This is a genomic window from Vibrio sp. MA40-2 (assembly GCF_047302445.1).
Classification (GTDB): domain Bacteria; phylum Pseudomonadota; class Gammaproteobacteria; order Enterobacterales; family Vibrionaceae; genus Vibrio.
Genome location: NZ_CP178628.1, coordinates 554454 through 579419 on the forward strand (window position 1 = coordinate 554454; position 24966 = coordinate 579419).

Here is a 24966-nt window from a genome sequence, read left to right on the forward strand (position 1 = left end):
AAGGGAGACAGGAATTTATATGAATTTAGTCAATCATTTTTTAGTAGCAATGCCCGGATTAACAGACGGCCCATTTGAGCGTTCTGTTATCTACATCTGTGAGCATAACAAAGAAGGTGCAATGGGAATTATTGTCAACGCACCTATTAATCTGACTATAGGTGGAATGCTTGACAAAGTGGATGTAGATTCCGTCCATCCCAGAGTACATAAAGAAAGTTTACAAGCGACCGTTTTAAGTGGTGGCCCTGTATCTGAAGATCGAGGGTTTATACTCCATGAGCCAAAAGATAGTTACCAATCGAGCATTCAGATGACAGAACATATAAGTGTCACCACATCAAAAGATATTCTTAGCGTTTTAGGTACAGAAGCAGAACCTAAACACTATATTGTCGCGTTAGGTTATGCAGGTTGGACTGCTGGCCAGTTGGAGAATGAATTAGCCGAGAACTCTTGGTTAACCGTTGAAGCTGATCCAGAAGTTATCTATCAAACACCAATAGAGGAACGCTGGCAAGCTGCGGTAAAAATGTTAGGTGTAGAACCAAGTCAACTTTCCATTAATGCAGGGCATGCTTAATGAGTAAAAATTCAAGAACCATTATCGCTTTTGACTTTGGTACCAAAAGTATCGGCAGTGCGATAGGGCAAGACATAACGGGAACGGCTACGCCATTAAAAGCATTTAAAGCTAACGATGGAGTCCCCAATTGGGACAACATAGAAAAATTACTCAAGGAGTGGCAACCCGATCTTATTGTCGTCGGGTTGCCAACCGATTTGCATGGCAAAGAATTAGATAGCATCACTCCTAGAGCGAAAAAATTTGCCAATCGGCTGCACGGTCGATTTGGTTATCCTGTTGAAATGCATGACGAACGTTTATCAACTGCAGAAGCAAGAGCGAGCTTGTTTGAAATGGGAGGATATAAGGCTCTAAACAAAGGTAATATTGACTGCCAATCTGCGGTAGTTATATTACAAAGCTGGTTTGAAGCACAGTGGTCTTGAATAATTTAATGGTCTAAATATTAACGATGCAATAGTTTAAATACATAGACTTAAATAAATGCTATCGCATCAGACCCTATCTTTTTACTGACTTCTTGTGCATCAACAACGCCATTCTTTAGTAACTTATTGGCGCTTTGTTGCATTGTGATCATGCCTGATGCAGAACCTGTTTGAATAATCGAATACATTTGCGCCACTTTGTTATCACGAATCAGATTTCGAATAGCAGGTGTCGCCATCATGATTTCATAACAAGCGACACGTCCACCCGATTTTTTCTTTAGTAACTTCTGAGCAATTACTGTCGTTAACGATTCAGAAAGCATACTACGCACCATCGACTTATCATTACCCGGGAACACATCAATCACTCTATCGATAGTTTTGGCTGCAGAGCTAGTATGTAGGGTCGCAAAAACTAAATGCCCTGTTTCTGCGGCGGTTAATGCCAAGCTTATAGTTTCTTGATCTCTTAACTCTCCTACTAAAATGACATCAGGATCCTCTCGTAACGCTGAACGAAGAGCCACTTTAAAACCATGTGTATCGCTATGAACCTCACGCTGATTGATAAGGCATTTAATATTTGAATGCACAAATTCAATTGGATCTTCAATGGTTAAAATATGCTTATTAAGGTGTTGGTTTATAAAATTCACCATAGCAGCAACCGTGGTAGATTTACCGGAACCGGTCGGGCCTGTCACCAGTATCAACCCACTATCCCTTATCGATATTTGACTAAAAATACTAGGACAGCCTAAAGCCTCCAACGTAGGAATATCGACAGGAATGCTGCGAAATACAATGGCGCATCCTCGCTTTTGATGAAAAGCATTGACACGAAATCGGCCAATTGAAGCAATATCATAACAAAAATCCACTTCTAGTTTTTGTGCAAATTCCTTCTGTTGTGCCTCGCTCATAACCTCAAGTAATACATCATGTACTTCAGAATCACTCAAAGATGGCTTATCTAACTTCCTAACCTCTCCATCAATGCGTATCATAGGAGAAACGCCAGCTGAAAGATGTAGATCTGACGCATTATGTTTTACACTAAAAGCTAATAACTCTGTGATACCCATATAAATTCCTTATTGAAGTCCATTATGAATAGTATTCAAACAAATATTGAACAAACTCTAAGTCAAATTCGTACTGCCGAGCAAAAATGCGGACGAACACCAAACTCAGTGCAACTTTTAGCCGTTAGCAAAACCAAACCGATTGATGCAGTAGCTCAAGCAATAAAAGCAGGTCAAATAGCATTCGGTGAAAATTATGTTCAAGAAGGCGTTGAAAAAATTCAATATTTTTCAGATCTAAATGAAGGTCCCTCACTACAATGGCACTTCATTGGTCCTATTCAATCGAATAAAACCAAATTAATTGCAGAAAACTTCCAATGGATTCATTCTGTTGACCGCGCCAAAATAGCCCAACGCCTAAGCAGCCAAAGAAGTGAGCACCTTCCACCATTACAAGTATTAATTCAGGTTAATACCAGTGGCGAACAATCAAAAGCTGGCACGAACGAATCGGAAGTTTTTCAGTTAGCTGAGTTGATTTCTTCCCTTCCCAACCTCACCTTAAGAGGATTGATGTCGATTCCTGAAAATGTATCTAACTATCAATCACAGCTACATGCTTTTAATCAATTATCTGTATTACAGCAAAAGCTTGCAGTTCAATATAACGACATAGATACACTATCAATGGGAATGAGTGGCGATATGGAAGCCGCTATTCAAGCAGGCAGCACAATGGTACGCATTGGTACTGCAATATTTGGCGCAAGAGATTACTCAAACAAATCTTAATTTAAACAAGGATAAGGTCCGTATATGAAAAATAGAAAAATTGCCTTTATTGGTGCTGGTAATATGGCACGATCCATTATCGCGGGTCTAACCTCAAGCGGATATAATTCGAGTGATATCACAGCAACAAATCCACACCAACAACAACGCGATTTACTAAATTCATTGTACGGAGTCAATACCACTACAGATAATGTCGATGCAGCTAATAACGCTGACGTAATAGTTTTATCAGTAAAGCCACAAGTAATGGAATCGGTCTGCCTCGGGTTAACGGATATTGACCTATCTGATAAACTTATTATTTCTGTTGCAGCAGGTATTTCAGCCGAAAGAATTAACCAATACTTAAAAACAGAAGTAAATCTTATTCGTGTTATGCCTAACACGCCTGCGCTGGTTAATAAAGGCATGAGTGGTTTATACGCAACCCATTCGGTCAGTGAAGAAGATAAGATTTTTGCAGGTCAACTGATGCAAGCTGTTGGTGAAATATGTTGGGTGGAACAAGAATCAGGTATAAACAATGTAATTGCTGCAGCTGGCAGCGCTCCTGCGTATTTCTTCTTATTTATGGAAGCGATGCAACGTGAAGCGATTTCTCAAGGGTTCGATGAACACACCGCCAGATTATTGGTTCAACAATCGGCACTTGGCGCAGCCGAAATGGTAGTCGCCAACGCCGATATCGATATAGCAACATTAAGAGAACAAGTAACATCAAAAGGTGGTACAACAGCAGAAGCGCTGCGTTCTTTTAATGAACACAAATTAACCGAAATAGTCGCGACAGCGATGCGAGCGGCCGTTTCAAGAGCAGAAGAAATGGAAAAACTTTTCTAAACTCGATTAAACCTAAATCCCGTTAAACCAACTAGCGACAATTTTAAGGGCGCATAATGAACTCAATGAATTTTCTTGTCTCCACTGTCATCGATTTATATATCATGATAGTCCTTCTGAGGCTGTGGTTACAGGCCGCTCGTGCTGATTTCTATAACCCATTTTCTCAATTTATTGTTAAAGCAACCCAACCAATAATTAAACCTCTACGCCGTGTGATCCCATCGGTTGGCAGTATCGATTTGGCGACCTTAGTTTTTGCCTATGTATTATGCGTGATTAAATTCGTCGCCTTAATACTGATAGCCAACGGTACATTAGTGTTTAGCTTAGACTTCTTATTCTTCGGTCTACTGGCTTTGGTTAAAGCTGCAGGTGGTTTACTGTTCTGGGTTTTACTATTGAGAGCTATCTTAAGTTGGGTAAGTCAGGGGCGCAGTCCAATTGAATACGTATTTCATCAATTAACAGAACCAATGTTAGGCCCAATTCGTCGGTTTCTCCCTGATATGGGAGGATTCGATTTAAGCGTATTAGTGCTATTTATTATATTGCAATTCGCTAACTTCTTAATGGGCGATATTATTGGTCCAATTTGGTACCAATTGTAATGTCAGCAATAACTCAAGATTGTAATGATCTTGTTCTTAAGCTCTATATCCAACCGAAAGCCAGCAGAGACGCTATTGTCGGTTTACATGGAGAAGAGCTTAAAATAGCGATAACAGCACCACCTGTGGACGGTAAAGCTAATTCACATTTAACTAAGTATTTATCTAAGCAGTTTAAGGTTGCCAAAAGCCATATTCATATAGAAAAAGGGCAACTTGGGCGGCATAAACAAGTTCGCATAAGTGCTCCAATACATATTCCAGACATTATTAAAGCACTCTTGTAGTGCTTTAATAATGAATACAGGACGAAAATAAAATCATGACAAAAAAACTAGTATTAGCCACAGGTAACCAAGGCAAAGTCAAAGAGATGGCTAATTTGCTTTCAGAGTTTGGCTTTAACGTACTGCCTCAAAGTGAGTTTAATGTTTCTGAGGTAGCAGAAACAGGGACAACGTTTATTGAAAATGCCATTATTAAAGCTCGACACGCTGCAAAAGAGACCGGGTTACCAGCCATTGCCGATGATTCTGGACTTGAAGTGGATTATCTTTTAGGTGCACCTGGTATTTACTCTGCTCGCTACTCTGGTGAGGATGCAACCGATAAGGCTAACTTAGAAAAGTTATTGGTTGAGATGAAAGATGTGCCAGAACCACAAAGAACAGCACGTTTTCACTGCGTACTCGTCTTTATGAAACACGAACACGATCCAACACCAATCGTTTGTCACGGAAAATGGGAAGGTAAAATTCTTACCCAAGCAAGTGGCAGCAATGGATTCGGTTATGACCCAGTATTTTGGGTACCTGAAATGCAATGCGCCTCAGCAGAGTTGGATTCGTTACAAAAAAAACAACTCTCTCATAGAGGAAAAGCACTTAAACAATTATTCGCCACACTAAGTAGTGACCAATAATTTATGCTAATCCCACCTAACCTTAGCCTTTATGTACACATTCCTTGGTGTGTTCAAAAATGTCCTTATTGTGATTTCAACTCTCACGCGTTGAAAAGTAGCATCCCAGAAAAACAATACATTGATGCCTTAATCGAAGATCTCGAACAAGATATTTGTCGCTTTCAACTTCAAGGCGATGGCAGACCACTTCATTCTATTTTTATTGGTGGTGGAACACCGAGTTTGATTTCACCAAGTGAAATTGGCCGTTTATTAAAAAAAATTCAGCAGCGCATTGCTTTTAAAAACGATATTGAAATAACTTTGGAAGCCAATCCGGGCACAATTGAAGCAGAACGATTCAAACAATATCAGCAAGAAGGCGTGACTCGTATTTCAATTGGCGTACAGAGTTTCGAGCAAGAAAAATTACAGAAACTAGGTCGAATTCATGGCCAAGAAGAGGCAGTAAATGCGGCTGAATTAGCTCATACAATCGGCCTCAATAGCTTCAATTTAGATTTGATGCACGGTTTACCAAATCAAAGTATTGAACAAGCATTAACCGATCTAGAAAAAGCAATTGAACTTAATCCTCCTCACCTTTCTTGGTATCAATTAACGATTGAGCCCAATACTCTTTTTCACTCCAAACCGCCAATATTGCCAGATGATGATCAGCTATGGGATATTTTTGATTTAGGGCATAAAAAGCTTTCAGATGCTGGTTATATTCAATATGAAACATCGGGGTACAGCAAACCAGGTTATCAATGCCAACACAATCTCAATTACTGGCGTTTTGGTGATTATTTAGGTATTGGTTGTGGGGCGCATGGAAAGCTCAGTTTTTCTGATGGTCGAATCCTTAGAACCACTAAAGTCAAACATCCAAAAGGTTATTTAAATCTCATTAACCCTTATCTTGATTCCGAAACCGTAGTCAAAAGCGAAGAGCGACCATTTGAGTTTTTCATGAACCGCTTTAGACTCATTGAGGCTTGCCCAAAACAAGATTTCATACAAACCACTGGGCTAGCTATCGAGACTATTCAACCAACTATAGACTGGGCAGTTGAGCAAGGTTTTATACAAGACAACCATGAAGATTGGCAAGTTACGAAAAAAGGAAAGTTATTCTTAAATGATTTATTAGCCGGATTTATGTAGTTAGTCGGTATGGTTCATATAGCTAATAAATTTATGTCATATAGCTAGCAACTGTATATAAAAGAAAGCTTGAGAGTTTATCCCAAGCTTTCTTTCCATTTACCCAATGCGTTTATACTTAATATCCCAAACACCATGACCTAATCGGTGTCCTCGTGCTTCAAATTTAGTTAAAGGCCTATCTTCTGGACGGTCAATATAATCACCATCTATCGCGATATTGCTAAAATTAGGCGCTTGGTTCATGACTTCTATCATATGCTCTGCGTAGTTTTCCCAATCAGTTGCCATATGAAAAACACCTGACTCGACAATTAATTTTTGACGAACCATTTCAGCAAATTCAAGTTGAACGATACGACGCTTATGATGACGTTTTTTATGCCAAGGGTCCGGAAAGAACAGTTGTAATGTTGTTAAACTACTATCTGGAATCATATGCGCGAACACTTCCACGGCATCGTGACACATTACACGTAAATTAGTCACTCCCGCCTCACTAGCCGCACTCAAACAAGCCCCCACACCCGGGCTGTGAACCTCTATTCCGATGAAATTTTTCTCTGGTGCATTTTTAGCCATTTCAACTAAAGAAGCCCCCATACCAAAACCTATTTCCAATACAACAGGATTATTATTACCAAAAACTTGCTGCCAATCTAGCAACTGATTTTGATAATCAATGCCCATTGTTGGCCAACATTCTTTTAAGGCCGTTTCTTGGCCTTTTGTTAAGCGTCCTTCGCGACGAACAAAACTTCGTATTTTTCGAACTAATTTGCCATCGTCAGTATATTCGTTTGTCGTTACTTCGCTCATTAGATTTGCCTGTTCATTGTTCAATCAAAGCGTGGATTATCCAAAGATTCGTCCTAGGTGCAAGGAGTTTTCTTCATAAATACCCGCATTATTTATGTGTTTTACACTCATCATTAAATATGGTGCAATTTCACTTCAAATAAAAAATAACATAAAGAGATTGTCGTGACCCCATTTGCAAAGGCGATATTAACTTGGTACGAGTCTTTCGGTCGAAAGAACTTACCTTGGCAACAAGATAAAACTATATATAAAGTTTGGTTGTCAGAAATAATGCTTCAACAGACTCAAGTCACCACTGTCATCCCCTATTTTAAGCGATTTTTAGAAAAATTTCCTGATGTGAATGCGTTAGCTAACGCTCATCAAGACGAAGTTTTACACCTTTGGACTGGTTTAGGCTATTACGCAAGAGCTCGAAACCTACACAAAGCGGCTCAATTGGTTGTAGAACAGCATAACGGAGAGTTTCCACATGATATTGAACAGCTCAATGCACTTCCAGGTATTGGGCGCTCAACAGCTGCAGCCATTCTCTCTTCGGTATTAAAGCAGCCACATGCTATCTTAGACGGCAATGTAAAGCGAACCTTAGCAAGAGCATTTGCTATCGACGGTTGGCCCGGACAAAAGAAAGTAGAGAGTCAACTCTGGCAAGTAGCAGAAGAACACACACCTAACACAGATGTTGATAAATATAACCAAGCAATGATGGATATGGGGGCATTAATTTGCACCAGAAGTAAACCTAAGTGTGAGTTGTGCCCAGTACACATTTTTTGTCAAGCAAAGAAACAAAATCGTCAATTAGAATTGCCAGGCAAAAAACCAAAGAAAATTAAACCTATCAAAGAAACTTGGTTCATTATCTTATATTACAACAATCAAGTTTGGTTAGAGCAGCGCCCTCAAACAGGAATTTGGGGTGGCTTGTATTGTTTTCCTGACCATACTGAGTCAAACTTACAATACTCGTTATATCAACGTTCAATAGTAGAAAAAGATATTCAACAACAAGAAACGCTGATCACTTTTCGACATACTTTTAGCCATTATCACTTAGATATCACCCCAGTGCTTATCAAATTAACCAAACAACCCAGTTTGATTATGGAAGGAACGAAAGGTCTCTGGTATAACTTATCCCAACCGGAAGAGGTTGGTCTCGCTGCTCCTGTTAAGCAGCTAATAGAAAACCTTTCTTTAGAATTTAATTTGTTGGAACCAACCAAGGAAACATTATGAGTCGTACCGTATTTTGTGAACATCTACAAAAAGAATCTGAAGGTTTAGATTTTCAACTTTATCCTGGTGATTTAGGTAAACGTATTTTTGACCATATTTCAAAACAAGCATGGGCACAATGGCAAAGTAAACAAACTATGCTGATCAATGAAAAGAAACTAAATATGATGGATCCTGAACATAGAAAACTACTAGAACAGGAAATGATCAAGTTTCTGTTTGAAGGTCAGGATATTATTATCGAAGGTTATACGCCACCGAGCGAGTAATTCTACATTACCAACTTAAGATGGCTTTACGCCATCTTTCATCTCTTATTGCGCCCTATGAAAAAATATCTGTTTTTACTACTATTAATAACATTAACTGGCTGTAGCCGTGAGTTTATAGAAGAACACGTCTACACTATAGATTTTGAACCCACCAATCGATTTGCCAAAAACTTGGCTGAACTTCCGGGACAATTTCAAAAAGATAGCAATGCTCTAAACGCATTGATTGATAGCTTCTCTGGCAATATAGAAAAAAAGTGGGGCAGCAAAGAAATTCGCATAGCTGGTAAAAGTAACTATGTAAAATACATAGATAACTACTTGAGCCGGTCAGAAGTAAACTTTTCCGATGGCACCATCACAGTCGAAACCGTCTCACTAACGGAGCCTAAAAAACACCTAAAAAATGCTATAGTAACAACGTTACTTACCCCTGACGATCCTGCTCATGTCGACTTGTTTTCATCCTCTAGTATAAAGCTCGAAGGACAACCTTTTTTATACAAACAAGTACTAGACAATGAAAATCAACCGATCCAATGGCAGTGGAGAGCAAATAAGTTTGCTGACTATTTAATTGAAACACAAATTAAAAGTAAAAATGTAGACTTTAAAAAAGCCTATTACGTAACGATTCCAATGGTACAAGAACACTTTGAGTTACGTAGCTATAAATACGCTGATATCGTCCAACAAGCATCTAGAAAATACGATATTCCAGAAGACCTTATCTACGCAATAATAAAAACCGAAAGCAGTTTTAATCCTTATGCTGTCAGTTGGGCAAATGCTTACGGACTGATGCAGGTGGTTCCAAAAACAGCAGGTGCAGACGTGTTTAAGCTAGTAAAAAAACAACCTGGGATACCAACACCCGAGTACCTTTTTGATCCTGAAAAAAATATAGATACAGGCACCGCTTATTTCTATATTTTAAAAAACCGTTATCTCAAAGATGTTAAAAATTCACTTTCTTTAGAGTACAGCATGATCTCTGCGTATAACGGCGGTACAGGAGGTGTATTAAATACTTTCGACAAAAATAGCCGAACAAGAGCAATGAGCCAACTTAATTCGTTACAACCAAACCAAGTTTATTGGGCTTTGACTCAAAGACATAGTAACAACGAATCAAGACGATATTTAGAAAAAGTAACCAATTATAAGCAAGAATTTAGCAACACAAAAATCTAGACAAAAGTTTAGCTCGATAAACGCCTTGGCTAATTGATGTCGGCGATTTATCTCGGCGTCTCATATTTAGCTTAGATAAATCGAAAATCATCGTAAAATTGGTTAAATTCACATCAAATGAACACTATTTTACGGTTTTTCAAAAAAACCAGTTGACGATGGACTCAAAAATCCGTTTAATAGCGCTCCGTTGCCCGGATAGCTCAGTCGGTAGAGCAGAGGATTGAAAATCCTCGTGTCGGTGGTTCGATTCCGCCTCCGGGCACCAAAATTTAATCGTTGGTGTCAGTTTTGATTTCAACATAATTAGCAAAAATTAATGTGCCGACTTAGCTCAGTAGGTAGAGCAACTGACTTGTAATCAGTAGGTCACCAGTTCGATTCCGGTAGTCGGCACCATTTTTGCCTCGATAGCTCAGTCGGTAGAGCAGAGGATTGAAAATCCTCGTGTCGGTGGTTCGATTCCGCCTCGAGGCACCATATTATTGACAGTTAGTTTCCATATCTAGCTAGCATAATTCCCCTTTAGTTCAGTTGGTAGAACGGCGGACTGTTAATCCGTATGTCGCAAGTTCAAGTCTTGCAAGGGGAGCCACATTGAAAGGCCATCTCATTGGAGATGGCCTTTTTTGCTTTTCAATAGCCCACAAAACTCGTCTTAGATCAATTTATCTCTTGCTTAGATTACACAAGCTCCATCACTCTTAGTCCCAAAACTTCGGCTATTTTATAAAAACACGCATCCTTGCGTGTTTTTATCTTTTTAATATGCTTCTTAAAAAGAATCATAAAGCTTATCAAATTACATATGTTTGGATAACACCACGGCCATTACGCCGACAACCACACCGGTAATTAAACAAGCAATAATAATCGCTAGTAATGTCATATTTACGCCCTTTTTAATACATCAATCGTAGAGGCGAATACTACTTAGCAGCATTGATTGACATATAGCACTGTAACAACTTATTACAATTGATAGATAGAAAACTCGTTACTCGAATGAACCTATCATTAAAATGTATACAGTACACATGACGTTTAGTTTTACAGAATGAGTATCACTTATTAATTATGTAACTTAACCGACTACCAGGTTTGTTTTTTAGTCACTAAACTCTATATAGGTAAGCACTTATAAGCACACTTACCTACTGAAACCTTCGGTTAAGTATAAAAAACAATCAAACGCAATATTTTTTACTATTATCTATTGACCTTAACAACGAAAAACCGTTTAATACGCTCCGTTGCCCGGATAGCTCAGTCGGTAGAGCAGAGGATTGAAAATCCTCGTGTCGGTGGTTCGATTCCGCCTCCGGGCACCATATTAAAAACTGGTGTTTGTAGAACATTAGTTCAATAGAAAATTAGAGCCGACTTAGCTCAGTAGGTAGAGCAACTGACTTGTAATCAGTAGGTCACCAGTTCGATTCCGGTAGTCGGCACCATTTTCTAAACAAATAATTCCCTTTTAGTTCAGTTGGTAGAACGCCGGACTGTTAATCCGTATGTCGCTGGTTCGAGTCCAGCAAAGGGAGCCATATTAAAACATTATGCAATGGCTAATAAACTTGCGATGCATAATGAACGGAGCCGACTTAGCTCAGTAGGTAGAGCAACTGACTTGTAATCAGTAGGTCACCAGTTCGATTCCGGTAGTCGGCACCATATAAAAATTTGTTCCCTTTTAGTTCAGTTGGTAGAACGCCGGACTGTTAATCCGTATGTCGCTGGTTCGAGTCCAGCAAAGGGAGCCATTTTCCAAAAGCCATGTCTTTAGACATGGCTTTTTTGGTTTTAGTCTCTCGTCCTGAAATGTATTTATACATTGAGGACTTTAAACATGCACCACGATATAATTCGAATAATCATTCGGTATTTTATTCACTGTTAAATGAAGCACAAAATTAGCTATTGTAAGGCCACCTGAATAGCAATTGCCTCTCCTACCAATAAACGTAGCAAGAAATAACAAAAGAGCCACAGAGCTCCCTATAAGAAGCTAAATAGCATACAAACACAAATTCGATAAATTAGTTAAGTAGGATCTATCAGCAAAAAATTTTATCTTCTGAACAAACTAACTCGCTTTAAATACCACAAAACAGATTAAATTCGATAACGGAGTTCTGTAACATTCACATTACAATGGTGTTGATACAACTGTCGTTCACTTAAAAACTAAAACTATACTTTAACGATTTATGTTAATTATCAAATAACAGCTCTATAAAAGGCATAGAGGCAATTTATAGAACGTCATAGAGTTATAGCAACCACCTAGTTAAAGTCCCGCTAAGCAACTTCTCAAGACGTTTACCTTAGAATATCTTGAATAGATCATCCTATCCGCTTATATAGGTAACACCGACAACTGTTTTGGGAAAAATAGACTTGATTAAGTAAACGCTTAAGACAGCCAATTGTTCGAACTTAATTTGATCGTGCAGGCCATATTTGGTTAGTATTTCATCGAGCAGGTATAACTAATTCAGTTAATATGAAAAATAATTTGTAACCACATTTCAAGATGAAGCATCAAACGCAAAAAAGCCTCAACATTTCTGTTGAGGCTTTTTAAAATTCTTACTAGATTTCAATACCAAATGGCGGAGTGGACGGGACTCGAACCCGCGACCCCCGGCGTGACAGGCCGGTATTCTAACCAACTGAACTACCACTCCACATGGTATTGGTAACACTTAATAAAGTCTTATTGGTAAGCTTTATTAATGTTTGCCTTCATCTTCTCTAAAAAAGATAAAAGCGAATTAGAGCCTGGCGATGTCCTACTCTCACATGGGGAAACCCCACACTACCATCGGCGCTATTGCGTTTCACTTCTGAGTTCGGCATGGGTTCAGGTGGGTCCACAATGCTATGGTCGCCAAGCAAAATTTGGTATTAAACCTCCCGCTTGTGATAAAACTCGCTGGACTGCGTTAACTTGTTCACTCTTTCAGTTACTTACCAATGTAAGCGCCTTCAATCGTTACTCAAGTTGCCTTGCCAGCAAACTTTATCCCTGCGCTACCTAAAGCACTTGGGAAGTCTAAAAAACTTGGAAAGCTAATTATAAAAGTCTCTACACATTCAATGTTCTCTATCTGAGTCCACGACCTACACGGATGTAGGAAGTGCAGTAAATTGTCTGGAACAATTTCTGCCAAAACCCCTTGGGTGTTGTATGGTTAAGCCTCACGGGCAATTAGTACAGGTTAGCTCAATGCCTCACAGCACTTACACACCCTGCCTATCAACGTTCTAGTCTTGAACAACCCTTTAGGACACGTAAAGTGCCAGGGAAGACTCATCTCAGGGCTCGCTTCGCGCTTAGATGCTTTCAGCGCTTATCGATTCCGAACTTAGCTACCGGGCAATGCCATTGGCATGACAACCCGAACACCAGAGGTTCGTCCACTCCGGTCCTCTCGTACTAGGAGCAGCCCCCTTCAATCTTCCAACGCCCACGGCAGATAGGGACCGAACTGTCTCACGACGTTCTAAACCCAGCTCGCGTACCACTTTAAATGGCGAACAGCCATACCCTTGGGACCGACTTCAGCCCCAGGATGTGATGAGCCGACATCGAGGTGCCAAACACCGCCGTCGATATGAACTCTTGGGCGGTATCAGCCTGTTATCCCCGGAGTACCTTTTATCCGTTGAGCGATGGCCCTTCCATTCAGAACCACCGGATCACTATGACCTGCTTTCGCACCTGCTCGAATTGTCATTCTCGCAGTCAAGCGGGCTTATGCCATTGCACTAACCACACGATGTCCAACCGTGTTTAGCCCACCTTCGTGCTCCTCCGTTACTCTTTGGGAGGAGACCGCCCCAGTCAAACTACCCACCAGGCACTGTCCTCATCCCCGATTAGGGGACTAAGTTAGAACATCAAGCATACAAGGGTGGTATTTCAAGGTTGACTCCACTCCATCTAGCGACGAAGTTTCATAGTCTCCCACCTATCCTACACATGTAGGGTCAATGTTCAGTGCCAAGCTGTAGTAAAGGTTCACGGGGTCTTTCCGTCTAGCCGCGGGTACACTGCATCTTCACAGCGATTTCAATTTCACTGAGTCTCGGGTGGAGACAGCGTGGCCATCATTACGCCATTCGTGCAGGTCGGAACTTACCCGACAAGGAATTTCGCTACCTTAGGACCGTTATAGTTACGGCCGCCGTTTACCGGGGCTTCGATCAAGAGCTTCGTCCTAAGACTAACCCCATCAATTAACCTTCCGGCACCGGGCAGGCGTCACACCGTATACGTCATCTTACGATTTTGCACAGTGCTGTGTTTTTAATAAACAGTTGCAGCCACCTGGTATCTGCGACTCCCAATAGCTCCATCCGCTAGGGATTTCACCGTCAAGAGCGTACCTTCTCCCGAAGTTACGGTACCATTTTGCCTAGTTCCTTCACCCGAGTTCTCTCAAGCGCCTTGGTATTCTCTACCCGACCACCTGTGTCGGTTTGGGGTACGATTCCTTATAATCTGAAGCTTAGAGGCTTTTCCTGGAAGTATGGCATCAATGACTTCATCACCGTAGTGACTCGACATCGGGTCTCAGCCTAATAATTTCCCGGATTTACCTAAGAAATTAGCCTACACCCTTGAACCTGGACTACCATCGCCAGGCCCACCTAGCCTTCTCCGTCCCCCCATCGCAATTATAAGAAGTACGGGAATATTAACCCGTTTCCCATCGACTACGCTTTTCAGCCTCGCCTTAGGGGTCGACTTACCCTGCCCCGATTAACGTTGGACAGGAACCCTTGGTCTTCCGGCGTGGGGGTTTTTCACCCCCATTATCGTTACTCATGTCAGCATTCGCACTTCTGATACCTCCAGCAAACCTTACAGTTCACCTTCAACGGCTTACAGAACGCTCCCCTACCCAATGAAGTAAACTTCATTGCCGCAGCTTCGGTGTATAGCTTAGCCCCGTTACATCTTCCGCGCAGGCCGACTCGACCAGTGAGCTATTACGCTTTCTTTAAATGATGGCTGCTTCTAAGCCAACATCCTGGCTGTCTGAGCCTTCCCACATCGTTTCCCACTTAGCTATACTTTGGGACCTTAGCTGGCGGTCTGGGTTGTTTCCCTCTCCACGACGGACGTTAGCACCCGCCGTGTGTCTCCCGGATAGTACTTACTGGTATTCGGAGTTTGCAAAGGGTTGGTAAGTCGGGATGACCCCCTAGCCTTAACAGTGCTCTACCCCCAGTAGTATTCGTCCGAGGCGCTACCTAAATAGCTTTCGGGGAGAACCAGCTATCTCCAGGTTTGATTGGCCTTTCACCCCTAGCCACAAGTCATCCGCTAATTTTTCAACATTAGTCGGTTCGGTCCTCCAGTTGATGTTACTCAACCTTCAACCTGCCCATGGCTAGATCACCTGGTTTCGGGTCTATACCTAGCAACTCGACGCCCAGTTAAGACTCGGTTTCCCTACGGCTCCCCTATTCGGTTAACCTTGCTACTAAATATAAGTCGCTGACCCATTATACAAAAGGTACGCAGTCACACCAAAAAGGTGCTCCTACTGCTTGTACGTACACGGTTTCAGGTTCTATTTCACTCCCCTCACAGGGGTTCTTTTCGCCTTTCCCTCACGGTACTGGTTCACTATCGGTCAGTCAGTAGTATTTAGCCTTGGAGGATGGTCCCCCCATATTCAAACAGGATATCACGTGTCCCGCCTTACTCGTTTTCACTTAAAATGATGTGTCGGTTACGGGGCTATCACCCTGTATCGCGATACTTTCCAGAATCTTCACCTGCATCATTAAAAGCTTAAGGGCTAGTCCAATTTCGCTCGCCGCTACTTTCGGAATCTCGGTTGATTTCTACTCCTCCGGGTACTTAGATGTTTCAGTTCCCCGGGTTTGCCTTATTAACCTATGTATTCAGTTAATAATACTAGCTTATGCTAGTGGGTTTCCCCATTCAGAAATCCCAGACTCAAACGGTTATTACTACCTAATCTGGGCTTATCGCAAGTTATTACGTCTTTCATCGCCTCTGACTGCCAAGGCATCCACCGTGTACGCTTAGTCACTTAACCATACAACCCCAAGGGGTTTCTTTTTACTGTCACTTACGTGACGATAAATAAGCGTATGGCAAACAACCAAGGTGTTTATTGTTGTCTCATTATTTGAATGAGCGAGACAACGTTCGATTTTGCCGGACTCAAATATAAACAGCTTTCGCTGTTTCCAAGAACACTTGAATGTGTGTTGGTACCTATCACTCATAATGAGTCATAGGATTTGAGAACTTTTATTTGAATAATTCAATCGTCAGCGTTGAGCTGTTTTGTTTTACTTTTTTAAAAGTAAAAACGACTAAATTATTCGTCAGCTTTCCAAATTGTTAAAGAGCTAAATGTTGTGAGCTTATAAATAAGCTTGATACATTTTCTAAAGATTTTCAGAGTCTACAAAAAAACCAACAATGAATAATTATTGATTTAACAGACATGCCAAAAACACTTAGAGAATGGTGGGCGATACCGGGCTCGAACCAGTGACCCCCTCCTTGTAAGGGAGGTGCTCTCCCAACTGAGCTAATCGCCCACATTGTTTTTCTTCATTTACTCATGAAGTTAAACGATTTTAATTCCTTCGTGGGAAAGAATGGTGGGTCGTGCAGGATTCGAACCTGCGACCAATTGATTAAAAGTCAACTGCTCTACCAGCTGAGCTAACGACCCTAAATACTTCACAAAAGGAAGTGGTATCCCGTAGGGGAGTCGAACCCCTGTTACCGCCGTGAAAGGGCGGTGTCCTAGGCCTCTAGACGAACGGGACACAGGCTTGTAAAAGTGTTGGGCACTTTCACAACAACACCCGCAACTAAGCAGGTGCTTTGCTTTATCTTCATCAAAAAATGAACATAAAGCGCTCTCTTTATTTTCTAAACCTAATCAATCTGTGTGAACACTCATCAATCACAATCTTATCGTTTAAGGAGGTGATCCAGCCCCAGGTTCCCCTAGGGCTACCTTGTTACGACTTCACCCCAGTCATGAACCACAAAGTGGTAAGCGTCCCCCCGAAGGTTAAACTACCTACTTCTTTTGCAGCCCACTCCCATGGTGTGACGGGCGGTGTGTACAAGGCCCGGGAACGTATTCACCGTAGCATTCTGATCTACGATTACTAGCGATTCCGACTTCATGGAGTCGAGTTGCAGACTCCAATCCGGACTACGACGCACTTTTTGGGATTCGCACACTATTGCTAGTTAGCTGCCCTCTGTATGCGCCATTGTAGCACGTGTGTAGCCCTACTCGTAAGGGCCATGATGACTTGACGTCGTCCCCACCTTCCTCCGGTTTATCACCGGCAGTCTCCCCAAAGTTCCCGACATAACTCGCTGGCAATTAAGGATAAGGGTTGCGCTCGTTGCGGGACTTAACCCAACATTTCACAACACGAGCTGACGACAGCCATGCAGCACCTGTCTCTCAGTTCCCGAAGGCACAAGAAAATCTCTTTTCTCTTCTGAGGATGTCAAGAGTAGGTAAGGTTCTTCGCGTTGCATCGAATTAAACCACATGCTCCACCGCTTGTGCGGGCCCCCGTCAATTCATTTGAGTTTTAATCTTGCGACCGTACTCCCCAGGCGGTCTACTTAACGCGTTAGCTCCGAAAGCCACAGTTCAAGACCGCAACCTCCAAGTAGACATCGTTTACGGCGTGGACTACCAGGGTATCTAATCCTGTTTGCTCCCCACGCTTTCGCATCTGAGTGTCAGTATCTGTCCAGGGGGCCGCCTTCGCCACTGGTATTCCTTCAGATCTCTACGCATTTCACCGCTACACCTGAAATTCTACCCCCCTCTACAGTACTCTAGTTTGCCAGTTTCAAATGACCTTCCGGGGTTGAGCCCCGGGCTTTCACATCTGACTTAACAAACCACCTGCATGCGCTTTACGCCCAGTAATTCCGATTAACGCTCGCACCCTCCGTATTACCGCGGCTGCTGGCACGGAGTTAGCCGGTGCTTCTTCTGTCGCTAACGTCAAATGTTGCACGTATTAAGTACAACACCTTCCTCACGACTGAAAGTACTTTACAACCCGAAGGCCTTCTTCATACACGCGGCATGGCTGCATCAGGCTTTCGCCCATTGTGCAATATTCCCCACTGCTGCCTCCCGTAGGAGTCTGGACCGTGTCTCAGTTCCAGTGTGGCTGATCATCCTCTCAGACCAGCTAGAGATCGTCGCCTTGGTGAGCCATTACCCCACCAACTAGCTAATCTCACTTAGGCTTATCCAATCGCGGAAGGCCCGAAGGTCCCCTCCTTTCCCCCGTAGGGCGTATGCGGTATTAGCCATCGTTTCCAATGGTTATCCCCCTCAACTGGGCAAATTCCTAAGCATTACTCACCCGTCCGCCGCTCGACGCCAAATAGCAAGCTATTTTCGTTTCCGCTCGACTTGCATGTGTTAAGCCTGCCGCCAGCGTTCAATCTGAGCCATGATCAAACTCTTCAATTTAAGATTTTGATGTGTTTCTCTTTCATAAGAAAGAAAAACGGGCCTCAATGAATACTGACTTCAAATTGCCTTTACTTCTTGGTAGTAACCAAGCAGTAAATGGTATTTAAAGTTCCTATCATTCCAACAGAATGATAGATAAATAACTGTGCTTGATACTTAAGACACGTTAACTTAAAAAGCTAAAGTATCTGCCATCAAATTAGGTCACTGGTTCATTGATACCGTTGTGATTGTATATCCTAAGATACAAAATCGTGTCGATTATCATCAACAAGTGCCCACACAGATTGATATAGGTTTAAATTGTTAAAGAGCGTTGCTTCTTGGCTTTGCCTTGAAGCGGACGTGCATTCTAGCGATTTAAAGTGAAGAGTCAAATACTTTTTCAATTTAATTTCGAAAGGCTTTTTCAAGCAGCTCGTCTTACTGGTTTTAGCGGTAACCCTTGTGGGCTCTGCCGTGTCAGTGAGGCGCATTATAGGGATACAACAAAACTTAGCAACTGTTTTTTACCAAAAAACAGTTTTTTTTTATCTGTTTTTTTCATACACAACAATTCATAGTTAACTCACACTTTATTCACAAAACCTTGTGGATAAGATGGCGTTTTAGAGTACTTTGTTAGTTATGCTAGCCAAACGACCCTTATAGATAAGATGATTAAAACTATCCCAGAAAGCCTATCTATAATAACGGCTTTTTTTCGGAGCTTGTCTAGTAATGCTGGTGAAGAAAGCATAAAAGCAATAAAGGTGTACCACATCCCATCAACCAAGTAAGGTGTGCCTACAACTAGAAGTCGTCCTGATAATTCAGAGCCAACCGCGACAAACTGAGAAAATAGAGCGGTAAAAAACAACATAATCTTCGGGCTAGTTAAAGAAATAAGAAAGCCCTCTTTCGCGGACTGTAAAATACTAACTTTTTGTCCAGATTCTAATTTTTCAGCAACTCCTCCTTTAGAACTGAGAGCTTTTACTCCTAAATACGCGAGGTATATAGCGCCAAGATAGCTGATACCTTTAAATAAGACAGGGTTTTTATGCAACAAGGTCGCCAAACCAACCAAAGTAACTAAAGCATAAATAGCCACTCCAGTAGCATGAGCCCATGCAGTAGCCACCCCATTCATCCTTCCACCGGCTAAGCTATGCTTAGCAACAATAGCCAAACTGGGGCCTGGAGACATAGCTCCTAGAAAACAGATAGTAAAAAGTGATAGCCATATTGTAAATGTCATTTAAATATCCATATAAATAACGAAAAATAAATTAGTGAGAGAAGAGTAGCAAAGTATAGCGTTCAAATGAACGGTATATGCCCTAAACAGAGGTTTATTAAACTCAGGTGTTTTTTAAACTGAGAGATTCTTTGATTGTACTATTTATCATTTGCAATGAACGAATCATACAAAGCATTTTTCAATATTATATAAAGCCTAATGAAATAATGAACAAAAAAAAGACCAAGCAGCCGCTCAGTCTTTTTTGAGAGATCAAGTTAGTATTTAACAGTACCAACTTAAAGCTAATTTTAATTACTCAGTAATTTCGAACTCATCAATGATAACTTCAACTCGACGGTTTTCCATGCGCCCTTCCGCTGTATCATTTGATGCTTTAGGTTCAATTTCACCCATACCTGAAACAGTAACGCGAGATGATTCAATTCCTTGAGAGAACAAATAATCAGCAACTGATCCTGCACGTTTTTCTGACAATGCTTGGTTATATTTTTCTGAACCAACAGAATCAGTATGGCCTATAATGTGAGCGTGAGCTTGAGGATATTTTTTCATGACGCTAATTAACCAATCAAAATACTGCTCGCTATTTTCCGCTAATTTAGCGCTATCATTATCAAACAATTCTACGCCATATTCTTGGAATAGTTTTGGTTTAGGTGCTGGTTCTTCAACGACAGGTGCTGGCTCAACAACGACAGGTGCTGGTGCCGGCTCTTCAACAACCATTGGCACTGGCTCTTCGCTTGCACCAAACTTGTAAGTAAGACCAAAAAAGACCGAGTTAACATTCAAATTATCTACAATGCCAGCGGTAATATTATTAAGTCGTTGATATTCAAGTCTACCGAAAACATTGTCAGAAAATCCGTACTCTGCACCAATAGCAGTTAGCATTACCGTATCATTAACATCACCGTAATCAATTCTCGCAGTACCAATTTTACCAAATAAATCTAAGTCTCCAACAGGAATCATGAACTTAGGTGCCACAGTAAACGCTTTCATCGAATCATTAATTTCGGTAGCAAAATCACCTAAGTAATCAAACCCTACCTCTAAACCAAACGTATCACTAAAATCATACCCACCATATATACCACCAGCGAAGTCATCATCACTGCATGAACTATCAGTAGGGCAAGAGCCTTCTAACCAAGAGTGACCTACTTTTCCGCCAATATACGCTTCAGCTTGAGCGAGTTGTGGGGACAGTACCAACAAGGTTGATGCAAGTGTTACTAGCTTCTTCATAACTATTCCTTTTCAATTTTGTATGTGCATTTATATTTTGCACTCAAGTATAGGCTACTAATATTAAAAAAAAGTATCCATAAGTGTTTCTACAATATGTTAGTTTATCACATAATTTCATCAACACGTCTCAATAATGAGAATAATAATTGAAACATAACTTATGAGTGCAAACTTACGGAACTTTTAAACTAACCAGGTATCAGAACGAATCCATAATTACTTCGGCATCTTCTCAATCTAACCCGTAACAATTTTATGTATTACCATGTCGATGACATACTGGAGTAAATGCAATCATTACTCCGCCATCAGCAGCTTAATCCTCTTTACTTAAGTAACATTAACTCTAAGTACTTTTCCTTTATGTCTCGTTACGGTTTGCCAACTTAATCTTAGTTAAACATTATACTGTTCAAAACGGCTATAAATTCGACTGATTTTTGTATAATTGACAATGGGCGCTAGAATCCCACAATGTGATTTTTTATCAATATCATCAAGCAATACTAGAATATTTAAATTTGCTAATTAATTATGAGTGGTAATTACAGTAATAAATGAGAAAATAGTAAAAAACCAACTTGGAATCAAAATGGCAAAATTAAGCTTACAAGACCAGTTGCTTAAAGCTGGCTTGGTAAATGAAAAGAAACTAAAAAAAGCTCAAAAAGGTTCAAAAAAGTCAAGGGTTCAAGCTAGAGAAGCTAAGGCTGCTGTAGAAGAACAAAAGCAGGTTCAACGACAGCGGGATAAAGAACTCAGTGAACAAAGGGCACAGCAACAACTCAGTAAAGAGATGAAAGCACAAGTCAAACAGCTTATCGAAATGAATCAAGTTGATTTGGCGCATGGAGAAATAAAATACAACTTTACTGATGGAACCCTTATTAAATCTGTTTATGTAACTGCCGAAGTAAGAGCTCAATTGATTAGCGGTGTTTTATCTATAGCGAAATCCGCCAATAGCTACGCAGTGATCCCATCTTCGGTTGCTTATAAAATTGCAGAAAGAGATGCTGAAGCCGTTATAGAAAATAAATCTTCTTCCGAAGAATCACTCGCTGAAGACGATCCCTATGCTGAATTTGTCATACCAGATGATCTTATGTGGTAACAATCAAAATAGTATTTCCATTGAAAAGGCAACTAACTCGTTGCCTTTTCTTTTTTCAACTTAGTGAAAAATAACACAAAATACCGTATCCCATCCTGTAACATTACAATCGCAAACTTTCCATTCTGTAATTTTACAACTAAAAACTTAATTTTATTAGTAATACAAATAGCTGATTTTACTCAACTTTATGCTTAACCTCTCATTTATACCACTTTAGGATAGTTTGATTTCGTAATTGATTTACATCATTTTTAAATTTTATTTCATGGCCAACAATACGCTCAAGATAAAATAAAACCTTAGGAAACCAAATGAGCAAGTTGAAGCTAGTTGTCATCGGCAATGGCATGGTTGGCCATCGATATATCGAAGATTTAATTGATAAAACAAATGCATCAGAGTTTGATATTACTGTTTTTTGTGAAGAACCTAGAGTTGCGTATGACCGAGTTCATCTTTCTTCTTATTTTTCACACCATACCGCAGACGAGCTATCACTGGTTAAAGAAGGCTTTTACCACAAACACAATATTACGGTTTTAATCGGTGAACGAGCGATCAACGTTAGTCGAGAAAACCAAACGGTATACTCAAGCTCTGGTCGAGAAATTCAATACGACAAACTCGTATTGGCAACCGGTTCTTATCCTTTTGTACCGCCAATCAAAGGTAACGATAATAAAGATTGTTTTGTTTATAGAACTATTGAAGATTTAAAAGCCATTGAAAATTGCGCAAGTAAAAGCAAAAACGGTGCTGTTATCGGGGGTGGTTTACTTGGTTTGGAAGCGGCTGGAGCTCTAAAAGCATTAGGTGTTGAAACTCATGTCGTAGAATTTGCACCAGTATTAATGGCTGAACAACTCGATCCTCAAGGTGGCAATCAGTTACGCAGTAAAATTGAACGTATGGGTGTAAAAGTCCACACCAGCAAAAATACACTTGAGATCCTTCCTACAGGGAGAAATGCCCGTAACACAATGAAATTTGCTGATGATACGGAGCTTGAAGTCGACTTTATTGTCTTTTCTGCGGGCATTCGCCCACAAGACAAATTGGCACGACAGATGGAACTGGATATCGCGTCACGTGGTGGCGTTGCTATTAACAATTATTGTCAAACCTCTGATCATAATATTTATGCTATCGGCGAGTGTGCTTCATGGAATGAAACGTTCTTTGGCCTAGTTGCTCCTGGCTATAAAATGGCAACAGTCGCCGTTGACCACTTAATTAACAGTCAAAGCAATTTAGCCAGTAACGAAAACCAAATAAACCCTGAAAGCCAATTTGAAGGCGCTGACATGAGCGCAAAACTTAAACTGTTAGGCGTAAAAGTTGGGTCTATTGGCGATGCCAATGGTCGTACTCCAGGATGCAAAAGCTATGTCTATCAAAATGAAGAACAAGATATATATAAACGTATTATCGTTTCCGAGGATGGTAAGCAGCTTTTAGGTGCAGTTTTAGTTGGTGATACTTCGGATTATGGTGATTTATTACAATTAAAACTCAACGCGATTGATCTTCCTGAACATCCAGATAGCCTAATCTTACCTGCACACGCAGGCGCAGAAAAACCAACACTTGGTGCAGATTCATTACCTGAAACCGCCGTAATTTGTTCATGTTTTGACGTCACCAAAGCAAAAATATCACAAGCGGTCGCCGACGGTCACCATACTCTGGCAGATATTAAAGCCGTCACGGGCGCTGGTACTGGCTGTGGTGGTTGTATACCTTTAGTTACTTCGGTACTAAATGCAGAATTGGTCAAATCAGGCGTAGAAGTCACTAACAACATTTGCGAGCACTTTGCTTATTCTCGTCAAGAGTTACTCCATTTAATCCGTATTGAAGAAATAAAAACATTCGATGAACTGATTAAAAAGTACGGAAAAGGTTACGGTTGTGAGGTTTGTAAACCACTGGTGGGTTCTATCCTAGCCTCTTGTTGGGGAGAGCATATTCTCAAGCCACAGCACGTAAAACTGCATGACACAAACGATAACTTTCTTGGCAATATCCAAAAAGATGGAACCTACTCTGTTATCCCACGTATGGCAGGAGGTGAAGTTACACCAAAAGCCTTAGCCGCCCTAGCCGCAGTGGCACAAGAATATAACCTTTATACCAAAATAACCGGGGCACAAAGAGTCGGCTTATTTGGTGCGCAAAAAGATGATCTACCAACAATTTGGGGCAAATTAATTCAAGCAGGATTTGAAACTGGTCAAGCCTACGCTAAAGCATTGCGTATGGCTAAAACCTGTGTTGGCTCAACATGGTGTCGCTACGGTGTGCAAGATTCTGTTGGCTTAGGCTCTTATTTGGAGAATCGATATAAAGGTATTCGTACTCCGCACAAAATGAAATTTGGTGTGTCGGGTTGTACTCGCGAATGTGCAGAAGCACAAGGTAAAGACCTTGGTATTATTGCAACGGATGCCGGGTGGAATATGTATGTTTGTGGCAATGGCGGAATGAAACCACGTCATGGTGATCTACTAGCAACAGATTTAGACAAAGAAACACTCACCAAGTACATCGACCGTTTTATGATGTTCTACATTCGAACAGCCGCGCCACTTCAAAGAACCTCTGTCTGGTTAGAAAACTTAGAAGGTGGCATCGATTATTTACGTGATGTCATTGTCAATGACAAGCTTGGTCTCAATGATCAACTAGAAACGCACATTGCTAACCTGATTGAACAGTATGCTTGTGAATGGACAGAAACTATCAATGACCAATCTCAACCAAATCCAACACAGCGCTTTGCTCACTTTATTAATAGCGAAAAACGAGATGACAATGTGGTGTTTGTACCAGAGCGTGACCAACATAGACCTGCAACCTTGGCTGAGAAAAAACCTTATGCCAAAGGCAACATTCTACATGTAGAGCTGGAGAAATAATT

The 24966-nt window shown here is 40.9% G+C and carries 17 protein-coding genes, 13 tRNA genes and 3 rRNA genes; 22 read left to right on the forward strand and 11 right to left on the reverse strand.

The features are described from left to right. The first annotated feature begins 19 nt into the window (after positions 1–19). Both ACLKML_RS10000 and ruvX read left to right on the forward strand, forming a co-directional pair. Complete coding sequence (locus tag ACLKML_RS10000) at positions 20–583, forward strand: YqgE/AlgH family protein (protein WP_317718717.1); 564 nt, start codon at positions 20–22, stop codon at positions 581–583. Next, positions 583–1014 (forward strand): Holliday junction resolvase RuvX, encoded by a 432-nt coding sequence (ruvX, locus tag ACLKML_RS10005; protein WP_317718718.1) that lies wholly within the window; start codon positions 583–585, stop codon positions 1012–1014. Before ACLKML_RS10000 ends, ruvX begins: the two co-directional genes overlap by 1 nt. Positions 1015–1064: 50 nt before the next feature. Here the strand turns inward: ruvX and ACLKML_RS10010 are convergent, their stop codons facing one another. Beyond that, positions 1065–2105, reverse strand: a complete 1041-nt coding sequence (locus ACLKML_RS10010) for a type IV pilus twitching motility protein PilT (RefSeq protein WP_413285221.1) — start codon at positions 2103–2105, stop codon at positions 1065–1067. A 24-nt stretch (positions 2106–2129) separates the two neighbouring features. Between ACLKML_RS10010 and ACLKML_RS10015 the strand changes: the two genes are divergently transcribed. The 6 genes from ACLKML_RS10015 to hemW are packed head-to-tail and all read left to right on the forward strand — an operon-like array spanning position 2130 to position 6368. Further along, positions 2130–2840: a YggS family pyridoxal phosphate-dependent enzyme gene (locus ACLKML_RS10015; protein ID WP_413285222.1), complete on the forward strand. Its 711-nt coding sequence runs from the start codon at positions 2130–2132 to the stop codon at positions 2838–2840. Positions 2841–2864: 24 nt separating this feature from the next. Further along, positions 2865–3683 carry a pyrroline-5-carboxylate reductase gene (gene proC, locus ACLKML_RS10020; protein WP_413285223.1) on the forward strand — a complete coding sequence of 273 codons (819 nt, stop codon included), beginning with the start codon at positions 2865–2867 and terminating at the stop codon, positions 3681–3683. 56 nt (positions 3684–3739) lie between these two features. Continuing rightward, on the forward strand, positions 3740–4294 hold the full coding sequence (locus ACLKML_RS10025; RefSeq protein ID WP_317718722.1) for a YggT family protein: 555 nt from the start codon (positions 3740–3742) through the stop codon (positions 4292–4294). Further along, positions 4294–4581 (forward strand): DUF167 family protein YggU, encoded by a 288-nt coding sequence (yggU, locus tag ACLKML_RS10030; protein ID WP_413285224.1) that lies wholly within the window; start codon positions 4294–4296, stop codon positions 4579–4581. The genes ACLKML_RS10025 and yggU overlap by 1 nt, the downstream gene beginning before the upstream one ends. A gap of 35 nt (positions 4582–4616) precedes the next feature. Next, positions 4617–5216, forward strand: coding sequence for an XTP/dITP diphosphatase (locus ACLKML_RS10035; RefSeq protein WP_317718724.1), 600 nt, complete (start codon positions 4617–4619; stop codon positions 5214–5216). A gap of 3 nt (positions 5217–5219) precedes the next feature. After that, a complete protein-coding gene (gene hemW, locus ACLKML_RS10040; protein WP_413285225.1) occupies positions 5220–6368 on the forward strand; it encodes a radical SAM family heme chaperone HemW in 1149 nt (382 codons plus the stop codon). A 99-nt stretch (positions 6369–6467) separates the two neighbouring features. Here hemW and trmB read toward each other — a convergent pair whose 3' ends face one another. Further along, the gene (gene trmB, locus ACLKML_RS10045; RefSeq protein ID WP_413285226.1) at positions 6468–7187 is read right to left on the reverse strand and encodes a tRNA (guanosine(46)-N7)-methyltransferase TrmB; all 720 of its coding nucleotides are present in this window, start codon (positions 7185–7187) and stop codon (positions 6468–6470) included. 165 nt (positions 7188–7352) lie between these two features. On the opposite strand from trmB, the gene mutY reads away from it, so the two are divergent. The 12 genes from mutY to ACLKML_RS10105 all read left to right on the forward strand — a co-directional run bounded on the left by mutY (position 7353) and on the right by ACLKML_RS10105 (position 11661). Further along, positions 7353–8432, forward strand: a complete 1080-nt coding sequence (mutY, locus tag ACLKML_RS10050) for an A/G-specific adenine glycosylase (RefSeq protein ID WP_413285227.1) — start codon at positions 7353–7355, stop codon at positions 8430–8432. Beyond that, positions 8429–8701, forward strand: coding sequence for an oxidative damage protection protein (locus ACLKML_RS10055; protein ID WP_413285228.1), 273 nt, complete (start codon positions 8429–8431; stop codon positions 8699–8701). The genes mutY and ACLKML_RS10055 overlap by 4 nt, the downstream gene beginning before the upstream one ends. Positions 8702–8758: 57 nt before the next feature. Beyond that, positions 8759–9898 (forward strand): membrane-bound lytic murein transglycosylase MltC, encoded by a 1140-nt coding sequence (gene mltC, locus ACLKML_RS10060; protein WP_413285229.1) that lies wholly within the window; start codon positions 8759–8761, stop codon positions 9896–9898. 192 nt (positions 9899–10090) lie between these two features. Then, positions 10091–10166, forward strand: a tRNA-Phe gene (locus ACLKML_RS10065). Positions 10167–10221: 55 nt separating this feature from the next. Continuing rightward, positions 10222–10297: transfer RNA gene (locus ACLKML_RS10070), tRNA-Thr, on the forward strand. Positions 10298–10302: 5 nt separating this feature from the next. Further along, positions 10303–10378 (forward strand) — tRNA-Phe (locus ACLKML_RS10075). A gap of 39 nt (positions 10379–10417) precedes the next feature. Beyond that, positions 10418–10493: transfer RNA gene (locus ACLKML_RS10080), tRNA-Asn, on the forward strand. A gap of 660 nt (positions 10494–11153) precedes the next feature. After that, a tRNA-Phe gene (locus ACLKML_RS10085) sits at positions 11154–11229 on the forward strand. Positions 11230–11276: 47 nt separating this feature from the next. After that, a tRNA-Thr gene (locus ACLKML_RS10090) sits at positions 11277–11352 on the forward strand. 17 nt (positions 11353–11369) lie between these two features. After that, positions 11370–11445, forward strand: a tRNA-Asn gene (locus ACLKML_RS10095). A gap of 51 nt (positions 11446–11496) precedes the next feature. Continuing rightward, a tRNA-Thr gene (locus ACLKML_RS10100) sits at positions 11497–11572 on the forward strand. Positions 11573–11585: 13 nt separating this feature from the next. After that, a tRNA-Asn gene (locus ACLKML_RS10105) sits at positions 11586–11661 on the forward strand. An 850-nt stretch (positions 11662–12511) separates the two neighbouring features. On the opposite strand, the gene ACLKML_RS10110 is transcribed toward ACLKML_RS10105, so the two are convergent. The 9 genes from ACLKML_RS10110 to ACLKML_RS10150 form a co-directional block, all read right to left on the reverse strand. Then, positions 12512–12588 (reverse strand) — tRNA-Asp (locus ACLKML_RS10110). Positions 12589–12680: 92 nt separating this feature from the next. Beyond that, a 5S ribosomal RNA gene (gene rrf / locus ACLKML_RS10115) occupies positions 12681–12796 on the reverse strand. A gap of 295 nt (positions 12797–13091) precedes the next feature. Further along, a 23S ribosomal RNA gene (locus ACLKML_RS10120) occupies positions 13092–15981 on the reverse strand. 438 nt (positions 15982–16419) lie between these two features. Continuing rightward, a tRNA-Val gene (locus ACLKML_RS10125) sits at positions 16420–16495 on the reverse strand. 61 nt (positions 16496–16556) lie between these two features. Then, positions 16557–16632: transfer RNA gene (locus ACLKML_RS10130), tRNA-Lys, on the reverse strand. A 21-nt stretch (positions 16633–16653) separates the two neighbouring features. Next, a tRNA-Glu gene (locus ACLKML_RS10135) sits at positions 16654–16729 on the reverse strand. Positions 16730–16885: 156 nt separating this feature from the next. After that, a 16S ribosomal RNA gene (locus tag ACLKML_RS10140) occupies positions 16886–18426 on the reverse strand. The 16S, 23S and 5S rRNA genes sit together here with 4 tRNA genes alongside, the layout of an rRNA operon. A gap of 628 nt (positions 18427–19054) precedes the next feature. Then, a complete protein-coding gene (locus ACLKML_RS10145) occupies positions 19055–19669 on the reverse strand; it encodes a LysE family translocator (protein WP_413285230.1) in 615 nt (204 codons plus the stop codon). Between the two features lie 297 nt (positions 19670–19966). After that, positions 19967–20926, reverse strand: coding sequence for an OmpA family protein (locus ACLKML_RS10150; protein ID WP_413285231.1), 960 nt, complete (start codon positions 20924–20926; stop codon positions 19967–19969). A 595-nt stretch (positions 20927–21521) separates the two neighbouring features. Between ACLKML_RS10150 and ACLKML_RS10155 the strand changes: the two genes are divergently transcribed. Next, complete coding sequence (locus ACLKML_RS10155) at positions 21522–22043, forward strand: DUF2058 domain-containing protein (RefSeq protein ID WP_413285232.1); 522 nt, start codon at positions 21522–21524, stop codon at positions 22041–22043. 314 nt (positions 22044–22357) lie between these two features. Beyond that, a complete protein-coding gene (nirB, locus tag ACLKML_RS10160; protein ID WP_413285233.1) occupies positions 22358–24964 on the forward strand; it encodes a nitrite reductase large subunit NirB in 2607 nt (868 codons plus the stop codon). Positions 24965–24966 lie beyond the last annotated feature (2 nt).

Coding starts and splice junctions, on each gene's coding strand:
- ACLKML_RS10000 (WP_317718717.1), top strand. CDS start 20: ATGAATTTAGTCAATCATTTTTTAGTAGCAATGCCCGGATTAACAGAC.
- ruvX (WP_317718718.1), top strand. CDS start 583: ATGAGTAAAAATTCAAGAACCATTATCGCTTTTGACTTTGGTACCAAA.
- ACLKML_RS10010 (WP_413285221.1), bottom strand. CDS start 2,105: ATGGGTATCACAGAGTTATTAGCTTTTAGTGTAAAACATAATGCGTCA.
- ACLKML_RS10015 (WP_413285222.1), top strand. CDS start 2,130: ATGAATAGTATTCAAACAAATATTGAACAAACTCTAAGTCAAATTCGT.
- proC (WP_413285223.1), top strand. CDS start 2,865: ATGAAAAATAGAAAAATTGCCTTTATTGGTGCTGGTAATATGGCACGA.
- ACLKML_RS10025 (WP_317718722.1), top strand. CDS start 3,740: ATGAACTCAATGAATTTTCTTGTCTCCACTGTCATCGATTTATATATC.
- yggU (WP_413285224.1), top strand. CDS start 4,294: ATGTCAGCAATAACTCAAGATTGTAATGATCTTGTTCTTAAGCTCTAT.
- ACLKML_RS10035 (WP_317718724.1), top strand. CDS start 4,617: ATGACAAAAAAACTAGTATTAGCCACAGGTAACCAAGGCAAAGTCAAA.
- hemW (WP_413285225.1), top strand. CDS start 5,220: ATGCTAATCCCACCTAACCTTAGCCTTTATGTACACATTCCTTGGTGT.
- trmB (WP_413285226.1), bottom strand. CDS start 7,187: ATGAGCGAAGTAACGACAAACGAATATACTGACGATGGCAAATTAGTT.
- ACLKML_RS10055 (WP_413285228.1), top strand. CDS start 8,429: ATGAGTCGTACCGTATTTTGTGAACATCTACAAAAAGAATCTGAAGGT.
- mltC (WP_413285229.1), top strand. CDS start 8,759: ATGAAAAAATATCTGTTTTTACTACTATTAATAACATTAACTGGCTGT.
- ACLKML_RS10145 (WP_413285230.1), bottom strand. CDS start 19,669: ATGACATTTACAATATGGCTATCACTTTTTACTATCTGTTTTCTAGGA.
- ACLKML_RS10150 (WP_413285231.1), bottom strand. CDS start 20,926: ATGAAGAAGCTAGTAACACTTGCATCAACCTTGTTGGTACTGTCCCCA.
- ACLKML_RS10155 (WP_413285232.1), top strand. CDS start 21,522: ATGGCAAAATTAAGCTTACAAGACCAGTTGCTTAAAGCTGGCTTGGTA.
- nirB (WP_413285233.1), top strand. CDS start 22,358: ATGAGCAAGTTGAAGCTAGTTGTCATCGGCAATGGCATGGTTGGCCAT.